Origin of the sequence: Leuconostoc holzapfelii, assembly GCF_012396485.1 — a bacterium.
In the GTDB taxonomy this organism is placed as follows: Bacteria; Bacillota; Bacilli; order Lactobacillales; family Lactobacillaceae; genus Leuconostoc; species Leuconostoc holzapfelii.
In genome coordinates, this window is sequence record NZ_JAAXPO010000001.1 from 118,923 (window position 1) to 143,023 (window position 24,101).

Genomic DNA, 24,101 nt, shown 5'->3' on the forward strand with positions numbered 1-24,101 from the left:
CACCCGAAAAAAGTGGCGGCCTTGTCAAGCCGTGCCGATCAGTGTGACAGAACTCGACGCTAATATTGTATACCCAGCACGTTTTATGCTAACCGTTCTTCTGGTTGATAGGCAATCGGTAACCATTCTAGGACCCGTTCGATTTGCTTATCCCAATAATACCAATCATGCGTCCCAGGACTCGTTTCAAACGTTAAATCATAGCCCAATGCTGCAATTTGCGGTAACGTTGTCAAATTATTTTGATATAAATAATCTTGTTCACCGATCCAGGCATACAACTTTGGTAGGTGTTTTTGTGATGCGACTTGCTGCTTCGCTAAGGTGATGACGTCATTTTTGGACCCTAATACTTGTGACATCTCCCCAAAAATTCCTTCCCAATAGGCGTCATTTTGCCACGTCGTGCGATTAGGAAAGTTTGGGTCGCCCATTAGCGCACCTGACAATGAGGCCGCATAGCTAAATTGATCATTGCTAAACGCCATTTTAAAGGCCCCGTACCCGCCCATAGACAGTCCGGCCACAAAGTTTTTTTCACGCTTTTGAGATATTTGTGGAAAAAGTGTTGCCACCTTTTTAGGCAGCTCATCTAATAACGCATCCAAATACGCCATGCCATAAGTTGTATTGGTATACCATGCAAGATCTGTTGAAGGCATGACAATAGCAATTGGTGTTTGACGGACAAGCCGTTCAATACTTGTGCGCCGAGACCAAACGTCCTGATCGCCCGACATCCCGTGTAACAAGTACAGGACCGGAATATCTTGTAAGTCAGCGGCCGTCCATGCAGGCATATGATCCGATAATTCAGGCAAAATCACCTGCATCATCCGGTCCATTCCCAAAACCTGTGAGTAATAATTTACTGCCAATCGTGCCATTGTTATCCACCTTTCTGTGTGTCATTGCACAAAAAACGTTAACCGACAAGTTAACGTTTTTTTGTTTAGAATAAACCAGTAATTTTACCATCAGCATCAATATCCATATCAAATGCTGCCGGATGCTTCGGCAAGCCTGGCATAGTGAGCACCGTCCCGGTCAACGCAACTAAGAAACCAGCCCCTAATTTTGGAACAAATTCACGCACATGAATGACAAAATCCTTCGGCGCACCGAGCTTTTTTGGATCATCCGAAAATGAATATTGTGTTTTGGCCATGATGATAGGCAACTTATCCCAACCGCGCGTTTTAAATTCAGCCAGTTGTTTTTGCGCAGTCGGTGATAGCTCCACCCCCGCGCCGCCATAGATTGTCGTCACAATCGCATTGAGCTTATCAATTGCTTCGTCCGTTGGCTGATATAACGGCGTAAAATCTGATTCTTGATCCGCTAATTCAATGACTGCAGCCGCCAACGCTTCAGCCCCCGCACCACCTTTTGCCCAAACTTCTGTGGTGTAAGCTGTCGCACCAAATTGCTCAGTATAAGCTTTAATCAGCTGCAATTCAGCTGGCGTATCTGCTGTGAATCGATTGATGGCAACTACGACTGGCACGCCGTAGCGCCCCATGGCTGTTAAATGCTGCCCTAAATTTTCCAGACCAGCCGCCAATGCCGATAGATTTTCCGTATCCAAATCAGCTAAAGCGACACCACCGTGGTGCTTTAACGCCCGAATGGTTGCCACGACCACAATCGTATCTGGCGTTTTTTCAAGCAGTGGCACTTTCACATCTAAGAACTTCTCACCACCAAGATCAGCCCCAAATCCACCTTCCGTCACCGCATAATCAGCTAATTGGAGTGCCGTTTTCGTTGCCAAAATGGAATTGGTCCCCTGCGCAATATTAGCAAACGGCCCGCCATGAATGATAGCCGGTGTGTGGGCTAAGGTTTGCACCAAGTTGGGTTTGATTGCATCCTTGAGTAATACGGCAATCGCGCCGGCAATGCCAAGATCTTGCACCGTGACTGGCTGCTTGTCGTAGGTATACCCGACAACAATGCGCGCAACACGCGCTTTAAGATCCATTAGATCTGTGGATAAGGTCAAAATTGCCATCAATTCTGAGGCCACCGTGATGTCAAAACCATCTTCGCGTGGGACCCCTGATGTTGGGCCACCCAGACCAATTGTGACGTGTCGTAACGCACGATCATTAATATCAAGTACCCGTTTCCAAATAATCCGACGCGGATCAATTTGCAATGGATTCCCTTGTTGTAAACTGTTATCCAAGACTGCCGCAATGGTATCATGCGCTGACGTTAACGCGTGAAAGTCACCAGTAAAATGCAGGTTGATATCTGCCATGGGTACCACTTGGGCCATACCGCCACCCGTAGCACCACCTTTCATTCCCATAACTGGGCCAAGTGAAGGCTCGCGCAAAGCAATCATTGTTTTTTTACCAGCTAAAGTCAAGGCATCTGCTAGGCCGACAGTGACCGTTGATTTGCCTTCGCCAGCTGGCGTTGGATTAATTGAAGTCACTAAAATCAGCTTACCCAAAGTCTGCTTGCGAGCGACCGAAGCATCAAGCTTGATTTTAGCTTTATCAAAACCATAGGGTTCAATTTCTTGGGGTTGTAACCCAGCGGCCGCAGCAATTTCTGTAATCGGTGTGATTTGCGCAGCTTGAGCAATTTCAATATCAGTTTGCATAGGTTCCTCTCTTCAAAACGTCTGGTTAGCAACGCTTAATCTTTAGATTCGGCTTCATGTTGCACAGCCTGATAAGCAATATCATGACGATATTGTAAATCAGTTGGCAAGTGGTCAATTTTTTCATAAACAGCAGCTTGCGCCGCTGTCGCATTTGGCGCATAGGCCACAACAGTTGCCACACGTCCACCACTCGCTAAACCTGCTTTAACGCCAGCATAGTTAATCGCTAGTGGTGCGATCTCACTGGTTGATGGCACACTGGCCCCTTTTTCCGGTGCTTCTGGATAGCCGGCAGCCGCCAACACAACGCCAATATAGACATCGTCAGTTTGCCATTCTGGCACGACTGCCTGACCTTGTAATAGGTCATTAATCAACTGGTAGAAATCTCCCGTATATTGGGGCAAAACAACTTGAGCTTCAGGATCACCAAAGCGAACATTAAATTCAATCACTTTTGGCCCATCGGCCGTTAACATCACCCCAGTATATAATACGCCAGTAAACGGTGTCCCCTCTTTTGCCATGGCGGCAATCGTTGGCATAACGAGCGTGTCAATGGCTTGTTGGCGGACTTCGTCAGATAACCAACGGACAGGACTATACGCCCCCATGCCACCAGTATTTGGGCCTTTATCATGATCAAACCGCCGCTTATGGTCTTGTGCCAATGGGGCATGGGTCACCACACCATCTTGGCCAACCAATGAAAAGATGGAAAATTCGACGCCTGCAAGATAGCTTTCAATCACGAGTTTCGCTTGCGGTTGACGTGTGTAAAGCGCTGTGAGATAAGTGGTCACGTCTTCGGCTGACGTGATAATCGTCACCCCTTTGCCCAAAGCCAAACCATCTAACTTAAAAACAATTGGTAAGCCAAATTCAGTAACAGCCGCCGCAGCGGCCTCAGCACTCGTCACGGTACGTGATTGTGCCGTTGGAATCTGGTACTGGTCTAAAATTCGCTTTGTAAACGATTTTGACCCTTCCAATTGTGCGGCAACTTTTGTAGGCCCAAAAATTTGCAATCCTGCTGCTCGGAATACATCAACTACACCCAGCGTTAAAGGTTCTTCATTGCCAACAAATGTTAAATCAACCGCCTCATTGACAGCCAACGCGCGAAGGCCATCAAGGTCAGTGACGGCAACAGCGGCACGTTGTAAACCAGTATCGGTCATCCCATCATTACCTGGGGCGACAATGACTTGTTCAACTTGTTCACTACGTAAAAATGCCTGTGCTAAAGCGTGTTCACGTGCACCCGAACCAATTACTAATACTTTTTTCATGTTATCCTCTAAAATTACGGTTTATTATCCTACGATATATTTAGTTTATCAGAAATGGCAGACCTTGTGTTCGTGTATAAATTATCTTTTTCTCACAAATATAAAATTCGTTCGTTATTCACGAACATTATTGTACTCAATTAGCAATAAAGCGAACGTTTGGGATGTATCCGCTTACAACCACGTTAACGTCCTCTCGCCGTCAACGCTAGGTCCCAATGCCAATTCATTTATTTCCTGGTTGTCAAAGACGGGCAACATTTCTTTAAACGTTGGGGGTAATGGCATAGCTTTTAGCGCTTCTCGGGTCGTCCAAAAAATTTGCCCTTCGCGCCCCGCTTTCAGCTCACCATGAAACTTTGTGGCCTTAAACAAAAAGACAATATACCGTTGCCCATTTTCTAACGGCCATTCTTTCAACCCGACTAATTGTGGCTGTTCAATTGTCAACCCTGTTTCTTCATAGGCTTCCCGAATCGCACTCGCCACAATGGTTTCATCTGCTTCGATATGCCCACCAGGAAAAGTGACCCCCGGCCAAGTCGGGTTTTGTCGGTCTTCGACCAAAATGTCGTGTGTTTGGGGATTTTCAATCATAATCATATTCGTTAATTCGATGGGCGTTGTTCTTGTCATCTTCCTACCTCTTTTGGCATTATAACATACAAAAAAACGCCCCAAAGGGCGCTTAACAGTTTAATGCTTAAAGTGACGTGTGCCAGAGAAGACAAGCACAATGCCTAATTCATCAGCTTTGGCGATTGAGTCCTTATCCTTAATTGAACCACCAGGTTCAACAATCGCCTTGATGCCATGATCAGCGGCATATTGAACCGAATCATCCATTGGGAAGAAGGCATCTGAGGCCAAGACCGCTTCATCAAAGCCTGGCTTTGTTGCCGCTTTTTGAATGGCATAGACAACCGAATCAATCCGGTTTGGTTGTCCTGCACCCATCCCCAAAGTTTGGCCATCGCGCGCCACAATAATGGCGTTAGACTTCACATGCTTGACCACTTTTTGCGCAAAAATCATGGCCCGCAATTGTTCTGCTGTTGGTTGCGCTTTTGAAACGACCTCAAAATTTGTTTCAGCATCAGTATACAAATCGCGTTCTTGCACGACAACACCGCCCAAGACAGAAGTCACTTCTAACTTTTGTGGTATTGTTGTGGTAAATGGTACCGTCAACAAACGCAAGTTCTTCTTGGCTGACAAAATTTCAAAGGCTTCCGGTGTAAAGCTTGGCGCAATGATGATTTCCAAGAAAATGGCATGCATCTTTTCAGCCGTTGCAGCATCAACTTCACGATTCAACGCCACAATACCACCAAAAATTGACACGTCATCCGCGGCAAATGCCTGGTCCCAGGCTGCTTCCAAAGTTGCCCCTTGCCCAATACCTGCTGGGTTCATGTGCTTCACCGTCACCACAGTTGTTTCTTCAAATTCGGCAATAATGCGCATCGCTGCGTCAGCATCGCGAATATTGTTGTATGACAGTTGCTTACCGTGCAAAATATCGGCATTCAGCACGGAGTAAGCTTCTGGCAAGGCAGTCTTATAGGCTGCGGCCTTTTGGTGTGGGTTTTCACCATAACGCATATCGTCAAACTTTTCGTATGGCAAAGTGAGGTTATTGGGGAATTCTGTTGTCGTCAAATAATCGGCAATCAACGCGTCATAGGCTGCTGTGTGTTGGAAAACCTTAGCGGCCAATGACTTACGGTAAGCAGCATCCACAGTGCCTGCTTGCAACTTGTCAATCACAACATCATAATCAGCCGGATCAACAATTGGCAAAACGGCCGCAAAGTTCTTAGCAGCTGACCGCAACATTGATGGGCCACCAATGTCGATATTTTCAATGGCTTCGGCTTCTGTCACGCCGTCTTTTTGAATCGTTGACTTGAAAGGATACAAGTTCACGACCACCATATCAATTGGTTCGATGTCAAATTCACTTAACTTGGCCATATGTTCTGGCAAATCACGACGCGCAAGTAAGCCAGCATGAACACGTGGATGTAATGTTTTTACCCGACCATCTAACATTTCCGGGAAATTCGTGACGTCATCAATGGCAATCACATCAAGTCCTGCTTCAGCAAGCACTTTATGCGTGCCGCCCGTTGAAATCAATTCATAGCCTAAAGCAACCAACTTTTCAGCAAATGGTACCAAACCACTTTTATCAGAAACACTGAGTAATGCACGTGTCATTTTAAGAAAACTCCTTCGTTAAGTAACTGTTCTAAAGTATTGGGATATAAAACATGTTCAACATGATGGATTCGGGTTTCCAAATCCAACAACGTATCTTCTGGGTATCGTGGGACAGCTTGTTGGGCAATAATTTTGCCGGTATCAATTCCGTTATCAACAAAATGGACCGTCACCCCAGTTGTCTCAACCCCTGCCTCAAACGCATCTAAAATGCTATGACGGCCAGGAAAGGCTGGCAACATGGCCGGATGCAAGTTGATAATCTTGCCTGCATACGCATCAATTAACTTGGGCGTTAAAATTCGCATATAACCAGCCAGTAAAATGCCATCGACATGATCGTCGGCTAGTTGGTCTAAAATCGCCTGCTCAGCAGCTGGTTTAGCGTCATACGCAGAATATTTGATAAACGTCGCCGGTACACCAAATAGTTTAGCCAAATTCAGGGCCCCAGCTGATGACTTATCCACGATCAAACGCACAATTTCAGCGTCTAATTGTCGTTGCAAGATCGCATCATACAGCGCTTGAAAATTGGTCCCCGTCCCCGAAGCAAAAACGGCTAAGCGAGCTTTTCTTACCATGGGGCGTCTCCTGAATAAACCACGCCTGCACCAGCATTGGGTACCATTTCACCAATCACGTAAGCGGCTTGATCTTGTGTGGCCAATGCGGCCAACACGGCATCACGGTGCGCTGGTTTGACAATCAAAACCATCCCCAAACCATTGTTAAAGGTCAACAGCATGTCTTCAAGCGACAGTTGACCAGCGGCTTGTAACGTGTTAAAGATTGGCAAGATTGGCCATGAACCCCAATTGATTTGCGCCGAAAGCGTGGCATCATAAGCGCGTGGCAAGTTTTCAGTCAAACCGCCACCAGTGATGTGTGCCATCGCTTGCAGCAAACCACCCTCAACCAATGGCCAAACAGATTTTGCATACAACGCCGTTGGTGTCAGCAAAGTGGCTTGTTGGTCTTCTGGCAATTGATTAAAGTCCTCATCGGATTGAATGCTTAAGACGTGACGCACTAATGAGTAGCCATTTGAGTGAATCCCAGAAGATGGTAAGCCAATCAAAACATCGCCAACCGCCACATTTTTCGGATTTAAGAGTTGGTCTTGCTCTGCCACACCAACAGCAAACGCTGCCAAATCATAGTGCTTTGGCGCATAGAGGCCAGGTAATTCTGCACTTTCACCACCAATTAAGGCCATGCCTGAGGCCTTGGCTGCTTTGGCCACACCGGTCACAATTTCTGCTACCACAGCTGGGCGCATCTTATCTACAGCAAGATAATCCAACATAAACGCTGGTTTAGCACCTTGGGCTAAAATATCGTTAGCGACCATCGCCACCAAATCTTGTCCAATCGTATCGTGTTTATCAGCCGCAATGGCTAGTAAAAGCTTTGTCCCGACACCATCGGCCCCTGACACCAAGACTGGATTTTCATAACGATTTCCCAAGGCAAAAGCGGCACCAAAGCCACCCAGCCCATCCAGAACTTGTTCATTATACGTATCGGCAACCGCATCCTTCATCAATTCAACGGCTTCTTCACCAGCTTTAATGTCAACACCAGCTTGCTGATAAGCGTTTTGTTCGGTCATCCTTCTACTCCCTGAATTGTTTGTGAATCTAGATGAATCGTGCCATCAGCCATGATTTCTTCGTTACGTAACGAAGCCACTTGGCGTGGGTGGTACGTGTCAGTCGGTTCCGGCGTGAAATCAACTGCTCCCGTGGCAACAAAGTCAGCTAAACTGTCTTCATAATCATAAATTGGACTTGGGTAGTGTCCATCAAAATACGCCGTTGTCAAACCAGTCCCTTCGCCATCATATGGTAAATCAATCGCCTTGACTAAGGCAGGGACTGACAAGAAGCCTAATGAATCTGCTTCAATTTTGTCACGCATCTCATCAAGGGTATTATTAGCCCCCATCAATTCAGCTGTGGTTTGCATATCAATCCCATAAAATGATGGGAACTTAAAGACTGGACTGGCAATGCGAACATGCACTGACTTAGCGCCGGCTTCTTTTAACATCCGCACAATAAACATTGACGTCGTCCCACGCACAATTGAATCGTCGACTAGGACAACATTTTTACCGCATACAACGTCTTTGACCGCACTTAATTTCATCCGCACTGCTCGTTCACGCTTATCTTGTGTGGGTTCGATAAAAGTACGCGCAATATATTGATTTTTCACCAAGCCCATTTCATTAGGCAGGCCAGTTGCTTCTGCAAAACCAGCAGCGGCTGACAGACTTGAGTTTGGCACACCGACAACAATATCCGCGTCAGGTACCGGTTGTTCCGCCGCCAGCGCGGCCCCCATGCGTTTGCGTGCTTTATGCACATTCACACCATAAATCGTTGAGTCAGGGCGTGCAAAATAGATATATTCCATTGAATCAATATTAAGCGTGGTCTTGTCTGTATAACGATCAATCGTCAAGCCATTGTCATCAATTGTAATCAATTCACCTGGTTGCACGTCACGTACAAAGCGGGCGCCTGCGACATCCAAAGCAGCTGTTTCTGACGTGACGACATAATGGCCATCTGGCATTTGCCCAATGACAAATGGTCGAAAAGCATGGGCATCAAGTGCGGCATATAAACCATGTGGCGTCAACAAAAGATAAGCAAAACCACCGCGCACAATGTTTAATGATTCTTTCAACTTATCAACAAACTTGTCCGCTTTTGAGCGGCGAATCAAATGTAACAAGATTTCTGAATCTGATGAGCTTTGGAAAATAGCACCTTCTTTTTCCAACCCTTGACGGAGTGACTTCGCATTCGTCAAATTACCATTATGGGCCAAAGAAATTTGCATATCGTGAAAGTTCACCATGAGTGGTTGAATATTTTCGATGCCGTGAGAGCCAGCAGTCGCATAGCGGACATGCCCAATGGCACTTTCACCAGCCAACGCTTCAATCCGGGTTGGATCACGGAAAACATCGCTCAACAAGCCTAAACCACGTTCCTGCCAAAGATGTCCGTCGTGATTTGAGACAATACCGGCCCCTTCTTGGCCACGATGCTGCAAAGCGTGTAACCCATAATAAGTTAATTGGGCAGCATCTTGACGACCCCAGACACCAAAAATACCACATTCTTCATTGAGACTTCGCACATTCACACGCGCTGTCTCAGCTTGTTGCGCCAAGTTGTCGGTAATTTGACTTGCTGTTAAGCTTTTAATTGCCATGAGATACTCTCCTGATAAACCTTTTGCGCTGCTTCACGTGACAACACAATTTCTTCAGTGGTTGTTGTCACAACCACATCATCACCGGTTGTGACGTCACCGATACGCGTTGCCAAACCGCCAGCCAAGGCTTCAAATGCTGCGCTATTTTCTGCAGCCACACTGACCACAAAACGACTTGGTGTTTCGGCAAACAAATATTGTGACGCTAAGTTGACGTTGACATTGAAGCTCAAATGCCCAGCAAAACTGCTTTCCAACAAACCAACAATCAAACCACCTTCGGCCAAGTCATGTGCGCTGGCAACTAACTGTTGACCAATTGCTTGGCGGACAAGCGTTTGTGCTGCCATTTCTGCTGCATCGTCAAAACCAAAGAGTTGGCCATCAATTGTGCCGGTTTGCATTTTTTGAATTTCTGAACCGTTGAAGCTATCTTGAGTTGCCCCAATCACATAAATTGCGTCGCCGGCTTGCTTGAAGCCAATCGTGGTCGCGTGGTCGACATTATCCAGCAACCCAACCATCCCAATCATGGGTGTTGGGTAAATGGCTTGGCCATCCGTCTCGTTATAAAGTGAGACGTTACCGGAAATAATTGGTGTGTTCAGTTGCTTGGCCACATCATTGATGCCAGCCACTGCTTGATCTAATTCGTAATATACTTCTGGATTATCAGGTGAACCAAAGTTCAACCCATCCGTAATGCCGATAGGCAATGCCCCTGTGGCCACAATATTCCGGGCCGCTTCGGCAACAGCCATTTTAGCCCCAACACGCGGGTTCAAATACAAATAACGTGCATTGACATCCGTCGTCATGGCCAAGGCCTTCTTTGTGCCACGCACCCGCACAAGACTGGCATCACCACCAGGCTTAATGGCTGTGTCGGCACGCACCATTGAATCAAAATGACGGAACAGACTAGCTTTTGACGCAATCGTTGGTTGTGCCAACAAGTCAAGAATGGTCTGTTTAACATCCGTTAATTCCGGTTGGTATTGATCAGCCGTAAACGCTGCCAAACGCTTTGGTTCAGCCATTGGCAAGTCTTGCTTTGGCGCATGTGTCAAGAAATCAATTGGCACATCAGCGACAATTTCATCATTAAATGACAACACATAACGGCCATTATCCGTGACTTCACCAATCACCACGGCATCTAAATCAGCAGCTTGGAACAAATCCAAAATGGCTTGTTCTTCACCACGCTTAACCACCAACAACATCCGTTCTTGTGATTCAGACAACATTAATTCGTACGGTGTCATGTGCGTTTCACGTTGTGGCACCTTGTTCAAGTCCAATGTAATACCCATGCCAGCCTTGGCTGCCATTTCTGAACTCGATGATAGCAAACCAGCTGCGCCCATGTCTTGAATCCCAACGATAATATCTGAGTGTTCGCGAACTGCCTTTAACGTGGCATCCATGACCAACTTTTCCAAGAAAGGATCCCCAACTTGCACCGCTGAACGATCTGATTCATGCTCTGTTGAGAATTCTGCTGAGGCAAATGACGCCCCATTAATCCCATCACGCCCCGTTTTTGCACCAACATAGATAATCGCATTCCCGACGCCCTTGGCTTGTCCCACTTGCATGGCTGCTTGATCCATCAAACCAACTGCCATCACGTTGACAAGAGGATTGCCTGCATACACATTGTCAAAACTAATTTCGCCACCAACTGTTGGAATCCCAATCGCGTTGCCATAACCAGCGATACCGGCAATTACACCATCAACAATATGCTTGGTGTGGGCATCATCCAATTCACCAAAACGCAGTGAATCGAGCACCGCAATCGGTTGGGCACCCATTGAGAAAATGTCGCGAAGGATCCCGCCAACACCGGTTGCCGCGCCTTCATAAGGTTCCACGAAACTTGGATGATTGTGACTTTCAGCTTTGAAAACAACTGCCTGGCCGTCACCAATGTCTAAGATTCCTGCCCCTTCACCTGGACCTTGCAAAACCCGTTCGTTCGTTGACCAGAACTTGCGTAGGATGGGCTTTGATTTCTTATACGACACGTGTTCTGACCACATGCCAGAGAAAATACCCGCTTCAGTAAAGTTAGGGAGGCGCTTGAGTTCAGCAACGATTAGATCGTATTCTGCTTCTGTCAGTCCCCATTGTGTATAGATTTTTGAATCACGAACTTGCTCAGGTGTGAGTTCGTTGCTTGTGACTGTTGTCATGTTTTTTGCCTTTCAATAAAACGTCAATAATTGCCAAACGGCATGCCCCAATTTAATGCTAGTGCCAACTTAAGCTCGAGCCAAGATACCAGATAGAATACTTTTGAAGAAGTTTTGACCATCAATATTACCAGTGACAGCATCAACGGCCCGTTCAGGGTGTGGCATCATGCCAAAGACATTGCCTTGTTCATTCATAATCCCGGCAATGTCATGCGCTGATCCGTTTGGATTTTCCTCATAGCGGAATACCACTTGCTGATTTTCTTCTAACTTAGCTAACGTGGCATCATCAGCGAAGTAATTCCCTTCACCATGCGCAATCGGAATCATCATTGTTTCCGCTGGGTCATAGGCGTTTGTAAAGGCGGTTTGTGGATTGGCAATCCGAAGTGGCACTTCGTCACAGATAAAACCAGGCGTCGCATTCACCAACAGTTGGCCAGGCAACAAGCCCGCTTCCGTTAGAATTTGGAAACCATTGCAAATGCCGACAATCAATTTTCCATCATTTGCCGCTTGTGTCACCGCACTCATGATCGGTGAAAAACGGGCAATCGCACCCGTGCGCAGATAATCGCCATAAGAGAAACCACCAGGCAAAAAGATGGCGTCAAAGCCAGTTAAATCATTTTCTTTTGCAGAAACAATTTGAGCATCAACACCGAAATCTTGCAACGCGTAAAGCATATCAAAATCACAGTTTGAGCCAGGAAAACTAATCACTGCGGCTTTCATGCATTCACCTCGTCTTCAACCAAGCTCAAGTCAAAGCGATACGTTTCTGTGTTTTGGTTAATCAACAAAGCATCCGTAAAGCTTTCAACTTCTGCAGTTGCTGTGTCAACATCCTTGGCATGCAACTTCACTTCAAAATACTTCCCTTGCGCCACTTGTTCAACCCCGGCATAATCCATACGTTGCAATGCGGCCTTGATGACTTCACCTTGTGGGTCTAAAATTGAGGGCTTATAAGTCACATAAATCTTTGCTAAATACATTTTTTTCTCCTTAAATCGCTTGCTGTAATCGTGTGAGGACATCATGGTAGCCAACAGTCACATCACCTGTGTGTTGACGGAAAACATCTTTATCTAGTGACTTGCCGGTCGCAATATCCACTAAGCGCATGTTATCTGGTGACAATTCATCGGCTAAGATAATCTTACCAGTCGCAGTACGGCCAAACTCAAGCTTGAAATCAACGAGACGAATCCCGACTTGTTCAAACAAACTACGCAACAATTGGTTCACATCTTGTGACTTTTGGCGTAATTGCGCCAGTTCATCGACGGTTGCATGCCCCAAAGCAATAATTTGTGAATCATTCATGAACGGATCATCTAAGGCATCTGACTTGAAATAAAATTCTTGCACTAATGGGTTTAAGGCTTGCATCGGTGTGGCATCAAACTTGCTAACAAAGTGCCCTGACGCATAATTACGCGTCACCACTTCAACTGGTAAAATATCTAAAGCAGTCACCAATTCATCAGTTGATGAAATCGATTGCAAATAATGGTTTTCAATACCATGGCGCGTCAGATAGTCAAATAATAAATGGCTAATCGCGCTATTGAGCTCACCTTTACCTGCAATGGTTTCTTTGACCTTGCCGTTTAAGGCAGTGGCTTGATCCAGATAATGTACCCACAATATTTCAGGATCATTGGTGGTATAAACTTCTTTGGCTTTACCCGTATACTTGAGGGTTGCTTGTGTAATGTCGCGGTTTTCAAATTCAACGCTGACCATGTGTTTGACTCCATTCATCTAGTTTTTGGATATTCTCTTCACCGATTACCGTGAGATGCCCCATTTTACGATCACGCTTAATGGCGGCTTTCCCGTAATCATGGAAATGCCATTCGGGATGATTGACGAAATCTTCGCGCGCTTGCTGCATCTCATCACCCAATAGGTTAAGCATGAGGGATGGCGCTTGTGCAGTAATCTCTGGCAGTGATAATCCTGTAATACTACGGATATGCCCTTCAAATTGGGAAATATTCGTTGCTTCAATCGTGTAATGGCCCGAATTGTGCGGGCGTGGCGCCAATTCATTGACCCACACATGGTCGTCACTCACAAATAGTTCAATACCCAACACGCCGCGTAAGGCCAAGCTATTGGCAATGCTGGCCGCAATTTGTTGAATCTTTGCTGTATCAGCTGCACTTAACACGGCTGGGGCAAAACTCGTTTTCAAAATATGATTCACGTGCACATTTTCTGCAATGGGCCAAAAGACCACTTGCCCATTGGCATCACGGGTGACCATGATACTCAATTCTTTTTTAAACGGTACGCGTTGTTCCAAAATCAGTGTTCCTGCAGGAAAGTCAGCCAAAAGAGCCGCCACATCCGCTTCACTGTCAACTGACCATTGTCCATGGCCATCATAACCACCACTGACGGTTTTTAAAATCGCTGGTAAGGTAATCCGGCCAATCGCATCGGCAAATTCCTTTGCTGAATGAATGGCCATAAATTGCGCAACGGGGACTTTCGCAACATCACGGATAAACGTTTTCTCAGTTAACCGATTACTGGTAATTTCCAGTAATTTAGTGCCTTGTGGGACCAAATCAGCATGCTTCGCCAAGGCGTTCACGTCGACATTTTCAAATTCGTAAGTCAACACATCACTGCGAGCAGCTAATGTATCAATCGCGTCTTGATCATCATAGGCCGCAACAATCTGAAAATCAGCAACCTGGCCGGCCGGCGCATCTTTGGTTGGATCAAGCACGCCGACTTTATACCCCATGGCCTTTGCGGCTAATGCCATCATTTGTCCGAGTTGGCCACCACCAATAATACCAATTGTTGCTGGTGGCAAAATAAGATTGGTCATACGAGATCGGCCTCACTATCAATTGATTGTTGTGTTTGCTTGGCGCGGAACGCGGCCAAGTTCGCCAAAACGTCTGGTTGTCCTTGGGCGACAATTTGTGCGGCTAAAATCGCTGCATTTTTGGCCCCTGCTTCACCAATGGCCACTGTGGCGACTGGAATACCCGCAGGCATTTGCACAATTGACAAGAGTGAATCCAACCCGTTAAGGGCGCGTGACTGCATTGGCACGCCAATGACTGGCACCAATGTATTGGCGGCTAACATACCAGGTAAGTGTGCTGCGCCCCCAGCGCCTGCAATAATCACTTTTAACCCATTTTCTTGTGCTGCCTGCCCAAAGGCCTGTAATTGTTCTGGCATGCGATGTGCCGAAATCACATGTTTTTCATATGTGACACCCAATTCATCTAGTAACTGCACCGATTGTTTCATTGCTGGCCAATCACTTGTTGAACCCATGACTACCGCGACTTGTGGCATAATACCCTCCATTGTTCGTGTTTTAACGACAATTCAATAACACGTAAATTATTCGTTCGTCTGCTATTTAAATTTAACAGAAAATGACCAAAAATACTTCGATTTTAAATAAGAAATTTCACACAAATAAAAAAAACGTTCGCTATTCACGAACGTTTTTAACAATTTAAGTAAGATATACGAACGTTTGCTTTGTAAGCGATTTCATAACAACAAAAGCTGAATATTCGTATTTTTATTAGTAAAAAACGGTCTGACCACAGGTCAAACCGTTGCGTGTAATTATCGACTCGTGCGCGCCATGCGCTTTTCCGCATAACCTAACGCACGACTAATGCCAAAGGTTAAGACAAAGTAAATCAATGACGTGATTAACAATGGGAAGAATGGCTTAAAACTAGCACCTTGAACGACACCTGTTTGGAACATCAATTCCCCAACGCCAATCACAGAAACGACTGAGCCTTCCTTAATGACTGTGACAAATTCATTCCCCAATGCTGGCAGAATATTTTTAATCGCTTGTGGTAGAACAATGAAACGCATCGTCTTGCCCTTTGACAAACCTAATGACCGCGCTGCTTCAGTTTGGCCGTAGTTGACCGAGTTAATACCGGAACGAATAATTTCGGCGACATAAGCTGCAGAGTTCAAGCCCATTGCCAATGCACCAGCCGAGAATGCTGAAAGATTCAAGCCAATAACTTGTGTCCCAAAGAACACCATGAAGGCTTGCACCAACAAAGGCGTCCCACGGACATATTCAATATAAATATTCCCAAGCATTTTAAGCATAAAATTAGGAGACAACTTAAAGAGGGCCAAAATCGTGCCCAATACTGAGCCCAAAACCACGGCAATAGCAGCCAAAGCCAGCGTAATCAAAGTTCCTTTGATGAAAAGATTGCCATACTTGGCCCAAAATGATTGCTTGGCAAACATCAAGGTATTTGCTTCCTTTTTAAACTTTGTTAATTGACCAGAAGACACAATATGATCAATTGAGGTATTAATTTTTGCTTGCAAAACAGGTGAATTTTTCGGCATCGCAATTGAAACTGCGCCTTCAGATTCATTCGGTTTTGGATAAATCACCGACAAGGCCTTATTTTGTTGCGCATAAGCTTCAGAGATTGGATCGTTTAATACCACACCAGCAATCTTTCCAGCTGAGAGTTGCGATACCAGATCAGGCACCTTTTGCAAGCTCACAAGTGTTGACCCTGACATATTGTCCTGAACAAATGTTTCTTGGGTTGTCTGCCGTTGCGCTCCGACTTTTTTACCAGAAAATGAACTGACATTGGTCGTATACTGCGCTGCATTCTTTTTCAAAATTAAAATGGTTTGCTTTGGCGACATATAAGCCTTAGAGAACGATACAATTTGTTCACGTTCTGGTGTGGCATTGATACCTGAAATAATGACATCAATTTTACCCGTTTGCAAAGCACCGATTAAGCCATCAAAGCCCATTTCTTTGATTTCCATCTTCACACCCAGGTCTTTAGCAATTTGCTTGGCCATGGCGACTTCAAACCCGACGATTTCATCGCGGCCGTTGACAGTTGCATGGAACTCAAAGGGGGCATAATCAGCTGACATACCAACGACCAAGACACCACGCTTTTTGATTCCAGCGTAGGCAGCATCTGTCTCATCAGCATGTGCCTGTGGTACAAAGACCGAAAAAGCTGGCATTAACAACATAATGCCAACTAGCACCATCACAAGTTTTTTCATTTGTTTCAATTTCATATTTAACTCTCCCATCAACAATTAACGTAACTAATCATAACCTGATATGAATTTTTATGCAATTATTTTTTTAAAATATTCGTTTTAAAAGTGTATATTTGCTGTTTCCTGTATAGTTTGCCAATAAAAAAACGCCACAAAGTGACGTCACCTGATGTAAGCATCTATAGGCCATGTTTTGTTCCAGTAATATGCAGGTACATATCACCTTCGGTAATCATCTATCTAAGTTTGTTGCCAAACCATACCAACCATCGCTTCAGTTCGCTAGATTAGCCGCCCCTACCAAAAGTTTGGGTTGCCCGCTTGTGGGGTTTACCTCGTCTCAAACGCCAACTTTCATTGACGTATACGTTTCTATGGCACCTTCGAGCCTATTAAGACATAGCCTAAGCCTTAGCCTGTTCGACCGCCGTGACATCGCTGTCCCTGGGTTTATTCTTTATCCCAGCACAATCACTACAACCATCACAGGTTGTGCGAGCATGGACCTTCCTCACGCTAGAAATATAACGCGCAATTACCCAATGCTTACAAAATATACAATTTAACTTGCTACAATTTAAATGTTCTCAGAACCTGGTCCAAAGACTGCGCGCTCCAAGTTAGCCACACGCTTGATCAAGTCAAGATTTGTCACCACTTGTTCAGCCTTTGGTGTTTCGACCACAGCTGCTTCTCGTACAACTGGTGGTTCAGCCACAATGTGTTGTACCGGTTGTTCAACAGCTTGTTGCTTTAAAGCAACAAGTTGTTCTTGAGAAGCCTTCAAGGCAGTTTGTAAACGGGTTACTTCACCTTGCAATTGTTCGATACGACCAGCAAACGCCCCGTAATCTTTGATGATGTCATCCAAGAAACTATCAACGTCGGCAGGGTCATAACCAACGCCCATACGCTTTTGCTTAAAAACGCGCTCTAAAATGTCTTTTTGCGTGTATTTTACTTGTTCCACAAGTGCACACCTCATTTATTTTTTTACTTAACTTATATTACCAATAAAAGGCAATTTTTACAAGAAAATTGCACAGTTATTTAAAAAGATCCTGTTCCTCGGCTCGCTTTTCTTCATATTCTGTGGCATATTCTTGCAATTGATACATATCAATTTGTGTGAGTGGATAGGGCATGACCGCTTGTTGCTGTTTAATCGCTTGAAAGTCGTACTGGGTCTTCCCTTCAAAATCAGGATCATAAACCAATAGTGCCGCATCAGTGTGTGCCAGCATGAATTGTTGATAATTTTGAAGTTGTTGCGGTCCTTGATATGGCACAGTGGACACATGCGCAACAAAATCACATTGCGTGGTTAATTGCTGTAATTTTTCTTGGTTGTTGGCTTGCCATTGCTTACCAAAATCTTGAAAAGGGAACATCATCGCGATTTTTAAGTCTGGAAAACTTGTTTTTAACTCGGCGACTACTTCAACCGTCCACTGCTCAATTCCGAGTTGTCCCCCCGTAATCACCCACTCTAAACCGAGTTCAAGTTGTTCACGAAGCGCTTGTGTTAAAGCATATTTCATCACGGTTATTTTAGGATCTTTGTCGCCAAATGTCCCAATTTCATAACTGCGATAGCCTGTTACCCATAATCTTGACATATCTATTCCCCTATAACAAAGGCCTTGCTTGCGCAAGGCCTTTCAATAGCTTAATTATTGCCGCTTGTTGAGCCGACAGAGGCTGCGCCAGCTGGAATGCCTGCTTCGCTTGGCGATTCACCAGACTGTGACACCGACGTCACGGTTGGCAAGCCACCATTATCCCACTTTGCATCTTTCACTTCATATTCAACAATATTGCCGTCAATTTTTGGTGTGACTGTATCCGGCATTTTCCAATCCGTATTTGGTTTGTTCTGCATCGCATAAGACATCACCTTTTGGTAATATTGTGCTGGCAAGTCCTGACTTGTCCAAGGAATATAGCCTAATGAATTGTCATCATAGCCTGTCCAAACGGACAACGTATAAGATTTCGTGAAACCAGTAAACCAAGCATCTTTAATGGCACGATCAGGCATTTGTTCCCCATCACCGAACCCAACTAAGCCCGATTTCCCTGCTTGGTGTAAGCCAGGAATAATGGCATCAGCCGCCGTCGCATTTGGCTTAATGACCCCCTTCATCATGTCAGTCAACATAAAGGCAGTACTGGTCTTCATTGCCCGCTTACCAGACACGCTATAGTTATGCGTTGTCCCATCAGCTGTCACAATCTTTGAGATATAGGTTGGCTTATAATAGGTACCGCCATTTGCAATTGCGCCAAACGCGCCGGCCTCTTGAACCGTTGAAAGTGGCATACCAATTGCATCTTGCCCACCTGGAATCTTATTGAGCTGAATGCCTAGGCCACTCATAAACTTAGCGGCATTTTGACCACCAACGGCTTCCAAAGTATGGACGGCTGGGATATTACGTGATTGGGTCAATGCTGTACGCATCGTAATATTATCCATATATTTCCCATCCCAGTCCGTCACATCATGAGATGTCCCAGGATATTTATACTTCTTATCTTCGACCGTGCGATATGTTGGCCAGTTGAGATATTCGATGGCTGGCCCATAATCGAGTAATGGCTTAATCGATGAACCAGAGGAACGCCCTGTCAAATTTGCATGATTCGTACCGAAAAGAATTTGTTGGTTGCGCCCACTAATTTGCGCCACGACTTCTCCATTGTTGGGATCAGTCATCGTTGCCCCAATTTGCGTATTTTGCGATGGAAAGGCGACTGAGCTACCGTTAGCCAAATCGTACATCTTTTGTTGCAAATCAGAATCTAAATTCGTATAGATCTTTAAGCCAGGCTTGGACGTATCAAAACCCATAGCACTAGCTTCGGCAAGGACAGATTGCACATAGCCATCCACTGTCTTGCGGCTTTCGTTTGCCAATTGCGTTTTAGCCGTAATATCTTGTAACCCATCAGATATTGGCACTTTCATCGCATCATTTGCTTGCTTTTGTGTGATGGCCCCGTATTTAACCATTGCTTGTAATACGGTATCACGGCGATCTTTAGCCGCTGACGTATCTTTTAGGTAAGGATCATAATTTGTTGGCGATTGTGGCATCCCCGCCAACAAAGCAAGTTGTGGCAAAGACAGTGCGGTCAACGGTTTCCCATAGAAATATTCGGCCGCCGTCTTCATGCCAGAGACGCCATGTCCCATATAAACCTTATTCATATAAAACGTCAAGATTTCATCTTTTGAGAAATTCTTTTCAACCCGCAAAGCAAGCCAAGCTTCTTGCGCTTTACGTTTCAACGTTTGGTCAGCAGTAGACGTACTAAAGACCGACAATTTGACAAGTTGTTGGGTTAAAGTTGACCCACCTTGCATACCAAGCGATGATCCTTCTATGTTCGCCAGTGCAGCACCGGCAATTCGGATGGGATCAACACCGCCATGTTTATAGAAACGACGATCTTCAATTGATACAACGGCTTCTTTTAACGTCTTTGGAATTTCATTAGAGTTGGCATAATCACGTTGTACCGTAGATAATTTCCAAATTGGATTGCCTTGATTATCATAAATGGCACTCGAATTTTCCGATGCCAAATCCGACTCAGTAATGTTTGGTGCTTCGTTAGCATAGGTGAAAAATACGGCGGCACCAGCCAGCGTACCAATGAAACCTAACGTCAGTAACCATAAAAAGACGGTGAGTAAGATACGACGCCATGATCTACGCTTTTTGGGCTTTTTTGGCCCCCCATTATTGGGCGGTAAAGTTGGCGGTTCAGTTGCTGGATGATTGTCATACAAATTTTGATTACGATTGACACGTGACCATTGGTTATCATTTGCCATAATTATTGGAGGACTCCTAAATGTTAGTCTAACTGTTGAAAGTATTGATCAACTGCTTTTAAATAATCCAAACTCGGATTCAGGCTGTTGGGCACCCTAAAACTGTCACGCACAATTTCAAGGTACGGAATTGATTGTTTTCCTTGTCTTAACTGCCACTGTTTGATTAAATGCTTTGCGGGATAGACAAAAGTTTCGTCACGGGTCGTAAATTTAATAATGACAAAGCCAATCCCATTTTGAGCTAGCACATGTGCGAGATGCGCAATTTGATGTTCGTGAAAATTTTTGAGTGGAAAGGAAGTTTTATTCTTCGTTTCCTTCGCATCAAAATCAATATAGCGCCCTTGGTAAACACCATTATAATCCGTTGTTGATGCTTGCTTAAAATAAGCCTCAGTGATTTTCGCCGCAGAACGTGCTGGATAATCCACTTTCACAATGGTAATTGGGGTGGGCTTTTTATGGATGACAGCCAATTGATTAGCTAAATAGTAAGTATTGGCAAGGTTAATCTCTTCTTCTAACCCCATCCCACGCCTACCAAAGGTCAACGCTTTTTTTGTTGTCTTACCAATCCGAACTTGATTGGCGGTTGCTGACGTACGTCTTGTACCAGCCGGATAGTTAATCGCCATGAATAACCTCAGATTATTTTAAACTATATACTTACCCATTTTACCATAAATCAATAGTTTTCAAGCGATAACGTCTTTTCTTACAAAAAAAGTTGTCTATTACAGACAACTTTTTGTAAGAAACAGTTATTCCCACTCAACTATAATTGCTCTTAATACTAAAAAAATGGACTATTTTTAGTATAAGAGCACAAATACGACCATAGCCTTAGAAGTATATTCACACCTGCTAAAAGAAAAAGAACAAGCGCAAGATGCACTCGTCCTCAATATGCTTTCAAACACAAATTAAATCTCGTGTCCCCAAAAGTCCCCAGAAACGCCTGTAAACCACGTAACTGTGGGACTTATTTTATTCCCATTCAACGGTAGCTGGTGGCTTAGCCGTGATATCATAGACAACGCGGTTAATGTGTCCCACTTCATTGACAATGCGGGCAGAAATTTTTTGCAACAATTCCCATGGTAATTGGGCAAAATCAGCCGTCATGCCATCAACAGACGTAATCGCACGAATCGCAATCGTATAATCATATGTGCGATAGTCGCCCATCACGCCAACTGAACGGACACCAGTCAAGACAGTAAAGTATTGCCAAATGTCGCCTTCTAAGCCAGCCTTAGCGATTTCATCACGTAAGATCCAATCTGAATCACGAACAATTTCAAGCTTATCTTCTGTAATATCGCCCAAGATTCGGATACCCAAGCCAGGACCTGGGAAAGGCTGACGCCAAACCATCTCATGTGGCATATCTAGCGCCTCGCCTAATTCACGCACTTCATCCTTGAACAAGGTGTTCAATGGTTCAATCAATTGGAAGTGCATATCTTCTGGCAAACCACCAACATTGTGGTGTGACTTAATCGTTTGGGCTGTATCTGTCCCTGATTCAATCACATCTGTATACAACGTGCCTTGTGCCAAAAAGTCAATATCCTTGAGCTTAGCTGCTTCATCGTTAAAGACTTCAATGAATTCGTTACCAATGATTTTGCGCTTCTTTTCCGGATCCGTAACGCCAGCTAACTTTGATAAGAAACGTTCTTGGGCATCGACTTTAATAATGTTCAAGCCAAATTGCTTACCCATCATTTCCATGACTTGTGCCGCTTCGTTTTTACGTAACAAACCATGGTCAACAAAGATTGACGTCAGTTGGTCACCAATGGCTTTATGAAGCAAAACACCAACAACTGATGAATCCACCCCACCAGATAGGCCAAGAAGCACTTTCTTGTCCCCAACAACTTCACGAATACGCGCAATTTGCTCATCGATAAAGCCGCTCATATCCCAGTTGGCTTCCGCCCCAGCAATGTCAAACACAAAGTTTTGCAAGATTTGCTTCCCATGTTCTGACAATGTCGTTTCGGCGTGGAATTGAACACCGTAAAGACGGCGTTCATCATTGGCAATCGCTGCAATTGGTGTCTTATCAGAACCACCAGCCACCACAAAGCCAGCTGGTAAAGCAACAACGTTATCGGAATGACTCATCAAAACGGTTTGGTCTGCCGGTGTATTAGCAAACAACAAACCAGCCGTCTCCGTTTGGTGTAATACCGTTTGACCAAATTCACCGTTCCCAGGATTGGCTTCAACTTTACCACCCAAATTTTGAGCCATCAGTTGCATGCCATAGCAGACACCCAAGACTGGAATGCCTAATTCAAAGATTTCGTTATCAATCGTAAAGGCATCTGCCTCATACACTGACTTTGGTCCGCCAGACAAGATAATCGCTTTTGGATTATAGGCCTTCACTTCGTCAGCCGTCATGTTGCGTGACTTTAATTCAGAAAAAACACCCATTTCACGAATGCGTCGAGTAATGAGTTGGTTATATTGGCTACCGTAGTCCAGTACAAGAACTTTATCGGCGTTTACATCAGCCATGCGTTATACTCCCTTTTATCCATTTTGCGCGTTTGCGCTGGTTTTAATAATGCGCAATCCTGCTTATTTCGCGTAGTTTGGAGCGATCTTGGTGATTTCGACATCGTGTGGATGTGATTCACGCAACCCGTTATCCGTAATTTGGACAAATTGGGCAGTTAGTTTAAGGTCAACAATCGTTGATGAACCAGTGTAACCCATACCGGCACGCAAGCCACCATCCGCTTGGAAAATCGCATCATCAATTGACATGTCGCCACCAACAAATGTGCCATCTGCTTCAAGCACTTCACCCTTGAGCAAATCTGAGGCTAAAATCGCATCAGCACCGGCAGAAATTGCCTTCACAACGTCACCGGAATAGTGAACACCGCCAGTAGCAATCACTGTCTTGTCAAAGTCAGCAGCTACTTCAGCAATGGCCATTGTTGTTGTCAAGAATGGATACAGGGCGTTATTTGGTAATTGTGAATCAACTGAGCGACCAGCAATAACTGCATCCACACCATTTTGGTAAAGTGCGCTAGCAATGCCCTCGTCTTCGACAACCCCAACCGCGATAAATGTTGCTGGAAAGGCCTTACGCACAGTCTTAACAATCGCATTTGTTTCCTTGTTTAACCCAGCTTGCAAATAGAAGAAAATGGCATCGGCACCGGCAGCAACCAACTTTTCAACCCGATCTTGCGCCCCTGTTGTCAACCAAACTTCAGCAGCAACGCGTACGCGACCAGAAGCATCCAAAAAGGCATTGGGATACTTGTCTAAATCAACTGCTGTAGCTTTGGCCGCTGAAACTGCTGCCATCTGGGCAGCAACATCTTCTTGTTCTGCAATCACGCCCAAACCGCCGTTTAAAGCAGTTGCAGCAACCCGGCTATCCGTAGCTGTCCCATTGGCTTCTGCAATCAGTGGAATATTGAGTGTAAAGTTATCCGCAAGTTGTGTCGCCAATGACACAGTATGTGGCAAGACATTTGATGCACCAGGGACCAACAAGACTTGATCGTAACCTAGGCCCATAATTTCATTATTTTCAGACATGTTTTTTCTCCGTGAAT

21 protein-coding genes and 1 other RNA gene are annotated in these 24,101 nt (G+C 45.0%); all 22 read right to left on the reverse strand.

The annotated features are described in order from the left end of the window. Positions 1-83: 83 nt before the first annotated feature. Positions 84-887, reverse strand: coding sequence for an alpha/beta hydrolase (locus HF966_RS00515; RefSeq protein ID WP_168675715.1), 804 nt, complete (start codon positions 885-887; stop codon positions 84-86). A 65-nt stretch (positions 888-952) separates the two neighbouring features. Beyond that, positions 953-2,617 carry a formate--tetrahydrofolate ligase gene (locus tag HF966_RS00520; RefSeq protein ID WP_168675716.1) on the reverse strand — a complete coding sequence of 555 codons (1,665 nt, stop codon included), beginning with the start codon at positions 2,615-2,617 and terminating at the stop codon, positions 953-955. Between the two features lie 35 nt (positions 2,618-2,652). Next, positions 2,653-3,912: a phosphoribosylamine--glycine ligase gene (gene purD / locus HF966_RS00525; protein ID WP_168675717.1), complete on the reverse strand. Its 1,260-nt coding sequence runs from the start codon at positions 3,910-3,912 to the stop codon at positions 2,653-2,655. Between the two features lie 174 nt (positions 3,913-4,086). After that, positions 4,087-4,548: an 8-oxo-dGTP diphosphatase gene (locus HF966_RS00530; protein ID WP_168675718.1), complete on the reverse strand. Its 462-nt coding sequence runs from the start codon at positions 4,546-4,548 to the stop codon at positions 4,087-4,089. Positions 4,549-4,608: 60 nt separating this feature from the next. Further along, positions 4,609-6,135 (reverse strand): bifunctional phosphoribosylaminoimidazolecarboxamide formyltransferase/IMP cyclohydrolase, encoded by a 1,527-nt coding sequence (gene purH, locus HF966_RS00535; RefSeq protein WP_168675719.1) that lies wholly within the window; start codon positions 6,133-6,135, stop codon positions 4,609-4,611. Next, positions 6,132-6,722, reverse strand: a complete 591-nt coding sequence (gene purN, locus HF966_RS00540) for a phosphoribosylglycinamide formyltransferase (protein WP_168675720.1) — start codon at positions 6,720-6,722, stop codon at positions 6,132-6,134. The genes purH and purN overlap by 4 nt, the downstream gene beginning before the upstream one ends. Next, on the reverse strand, positions 6,716-7,753 hold the full coding sequence (gene purM / locus HF966_RS00545; protein ID WP_168675721.1) for a phosphoribosylformylglycinamidine cyclo-ligase: 1,038 nt from the start codon (positions 7,751-7,753) through the stop codon (positions 6,716-6,718). Before purM ends, purN begins: the two co-directional genes overlap by 7 nt. After that, positions 7,750-9,372 (reverse strand): amidophosphoribosyltransferase, encoded by a 1,623-nt coding sequence (gene purF / locus HF966_RS00550; protein WP_168675722.1) that lies wholly within the window; start codon positions 9,370-9,372, stop codon positions 7,750-7,752. The genes purM and purF overlap by 4 nt, the downstream gene beginning before the upstream one ends. Further along, the gene (gene purL, locus HF966_RS00555; protein WP_168675723.1) at positions 9,354-11,576 is read right to left on the reverse strand and encodes a phosphoribosylformylglycinamidine synthase subunit PurL; all 2,223 of its coding nucleotides are present in this window, start codon (positions 11,574-11,576) and stop codon (positions 9,354-9,356) included. Before purL ends, purF begins: the two co-directional genes overlap by 19 nt. Before the next feature lie 69 nt (positions 11,577-11,645). After that, positions 11,646-12,314 (reverse strand): phosphoribosylformylglycinamidine synthase subunit PurQ, encoded by a 669-nt coding sequence (purQ, locus tag HF966_RS00560; protein ID WP_168675724.1) that lies wholly within the window; start codon positions 12,312-12,314, stop codon positions 11,646-11,648. Beyond that, entirely contained in the window at positions 12,311-12,577 is a 267-nt protein-coding gene (gene purS, locus HF966_RS00565; protein ID WP_168675725.1) for a phosphoribosylformylglycinamidine synthase subunit PurS, read from the reverse strand. Before purS ends, purQ begins: the two co-directional genes overlap by 4 nt. 10 nt (positions 12,578-12,587) lie before the next feature. Then, positions 12,588-13,331: a phosphoribosylaminoimidazolesuccinocarboxamide synthase gene (locus HF966_RS00570; protein WP_168675726.1), complete on the reverse strand. Its 744-nt coding sequence runs from the start codon at positions 13,329-13,331 to the stop codon at positions 12,588-12,590. Beyond that, the gene (purK, locus tag HF966_RS00575) at positions 13,318-14,433 is read right to left on the reverse strand and encodes a 5-(carboxyamino)imidazole ribonucleotide synthase (protein ID WP_168675727.1); all 1,116 of its coding nucleotides are present in this window, start codon (positions 14,431-14,433) and stop codon (positions 13,318-13,320) included. Before purK ends, HF966_RS00570 begins: the two co-directional genes overlap by 14 nt. Further along, positions 14,430-14,915 (reverse strand): 5-(carboxyamino)imidazole ribonucleotide mutase, encoded by a 486-nt coding sequence (gene purE / locus HF966_RS00580; protein WP_168675728.1) that lies wholly within the window; start codon positions 14,913-14,915, stop codon positions 14,430-14,432. The genes purK and purE overlap by 4 nt, the downstream gene beginning before the upstream one ends. A 282-nt stretch (positions 14,916-15,197) precedes the next feature. After that, the gene (locus tag HF966_RS00585; RefSeq protein ID WP_168675729.1) at positions 15,198-16,673 is read right to left on the reverse strand and encodes an ABC transporter substrate-binding protein/permease; all 1,476 of its coding nucleotides are present in this window, start codon (positions 16,671-16,673) and stop codon (positions 15,198-15,200) included. Positions 16,674-16,835: 162 nt separating this feature from the next. After that, an RNA gene (gene rnpB / locus HF966_RS00590) (RNase P RNA component class B) lies at positions 16,836-17,205 on the reverse strand. A 30-nt stretch (positions 17,206-17,235) separates the two neighbouring features. Further along, positions 17,236-17,628, reverse strand: coding sequence for a DivIVA domain-containing protein (locus tag HF966_RS00595; protein WP_168675730.1), 393 nt, complete (start codon positions 17,626-17,628; stop codon positions 17,236-17,238). A 76-nt stretch (positions 17,629-17,704) separates the two neighbouring features. Continuing rightward, a complete protein-coding gene (locus tag HF966_RS00600; protein WP_168675731.1) occupies positions 17,705-18,277 on the reverse strand; it encodes an SLOG family protein in 573 nt (190 codons plus the stop codon). A 50-nt stretch (positions 18,278-18,327) separates the two neighbouring features. Beyond that, complete coding sequence (locus tag HF966_RS00605; RefSeq protein WP_168675732.1) at positions 18,328-20,502, reverse strand: transglycosylase domain-containing protein; 2,175 nt, start codon at positions 20,500-20,502, stop codon at positions 18,328-18,330. A gap of 23 nt (positions 20,503-20,525) precedes the next feature. Then, complete coding sequence (recU, locus tag HF966_RS00610; RefSeq protein ID WP_168675733.1) at positions 20,526-21,140, reverse strand: Holliday junction resolvase RecU; 615 nt, start codon at positions 21,138-21,140, stop codon at positions 20,526-20,528. A 352-nt stretch (positions 21,141-21,492) separates the two neighbouring features. Beyond that, complete coding sequence (guaA, locus tag HF966_RS00615) at positions 21,493-23,040, reverse strand: glutamine-hydrolyzing GMP synthase (protein ID WP_168675734.1); 1,548 nt, start codon at positions 23,038-23,040, stop codon at positions 21,493-21,495. Positions 23,041-23,103: 63 nt separating this feature from the next. After that, a complete protein-coding gene (locus tag HF966_RS00620; RefSeq protein ID WP_168675735.1) occupies positions 23,104-24,084 on the reverse strand; it encodes an IMP dehydrogenase in 981 nt (326 codons plus the stop codon). Positions 24,085-24,101 lie beyond the last annotated feature (17 nt).

Excerpts from the sequence above, each read along its gene's own strand:
- HF966_RS00515 (WP_168675715.1), bottom strand. The coding sequence starts at position 887 with ATGGCACGATTGGCAGTAAATTATTACTCACAGGTTTTGGGAATGGAC.
- HF966_RS00520 (WP_168675716.1), bottom strand. The coding sequence starts at position 2,617 with ATGCAAACTGATATTGAAATTGCTCAAGCTGCGCAAATCACACCGATT.
- purD (WP_168675717.1), bottom strand. The coding sequence starts at position 3,912 with ATGAAAAAAGTATTAGTAATTGGTTCGGGTGCACGTGAACACGCTTTA.
- HF966_RS00530 (WP_168675718.1), bottom strand. The coding sequence starts at position 4,548 with ATGACAAGAACAACGCCCATCGAATTAACGAATATGATTATGATTGAA.
- purH (WP_168675719.1), bottom strand. The coding sequence starts at position 6,135 with ATGACACGTGCATTACTCAGTGTTTCTGATAAAAGTGGTTTGGTACCA.
- purN (WP_168675720.1), bottom strand. The coding sequence starts at position 6,722 with ATGGTAAGAAAAGCTCGCTTAGCCGTTTTTGCTTCGGGGACGGGGACC.
- purM (WP_168675721.1), bottom strand. The coding sequence starts at position 7,753 with ATGACCGAACAAAACGCTTATCAGCAAGCTGGTGTTGACATTAAAGCT.
- purF (WP_168675722.1), bottom strand. The coding sequence starts at position 9,372 with ATGGCAATTAAAAGCTTAACAGCAAGTCAAATTACCGACAACTTGGCG.
- purL (WP_168675723.1), bottom strand. The coding sequence starts at position 11,576 with ATGACAACAGTCACAAGCAACGAACTCACACCTGAGCAAGTTCGTGAT.
- purQ (WP_168675724.1), bottom strand. The coding sequence starts at position 12,314 with ATGAAAGCCGCAGTGATTAGTTTTCCTGGCTCAAACTGTGATTTTGAT.
- purS (WP_168675725.1), bottom strand. The coding sequence starts at position 12,577 with ATGTATTTAGCAAAGATTTATGTGACTTATAAGCCCTCAATTTTAGAC.
- HF966_RS00570 (WP_168675726.1), bottom strand. The coding sequence starts at position 13,331 with ATGGTCAGCGTTGAATTTGAAAACCGCGACATTACACAAGCAACCCTC.
- purK (WP_168675727.1), bottom strand. The coding sequence starts at position 14,433 with ATGACCAATCTTATTTTGCCACCAGCAACAATTGGTATTATTGGTGGT.
- purE (WP_168675728.1), bottom strand. The coding sequence starts at position 14,915 with ATGCCACAAGTCGCGGTAGTCATGGGTTCAACAAGTGATTGGCCAGCA.
- HF966_RS00585 (WP_168675729.1), bottom strand. The coding sequence starts at position 16,673 with ATGAAATTGAAACAAATGAAAAAACTTGTGATGGTGCTAGTTGGCATT.
- HF966_RS00600 (WP_168675731.1), bottom strand. The coding sequence starts at position 18,277 with ATGTCAAGATTATGGGTAACAGGCTATCGCAGTTATGAAATTGGGACA.
- HF966_RS00605 (WP_168675732.1), bottom strand. The coding sequence starts at position 20,502 with ATGGCAAATGATAACCAATGGTCACGTGTCAATCGTAATCAAAATTTG.
- recU (WP_168675733.1), bottom strand. The coding sequence starts at position 21,140 with ATGGCGATTAACTATCCGGCTGGTACAAGACGTACGTCAGCAACCGCC.
- guaA (WP_168675734.1), bottom strand. The coding sequence starts at position 23,040 with ATGGCTGATGTAAACGCCGATAAAGTTCTTGTACTGGACTACGGTAGC.
- HF966_RS00620 (WP_168675735.1), bottom strand. The coding sequence starts at position 24,084 with ATGTCTGAAAATAATGAAATTATGGGCCTAGGTTACGATCAAGTCTTG.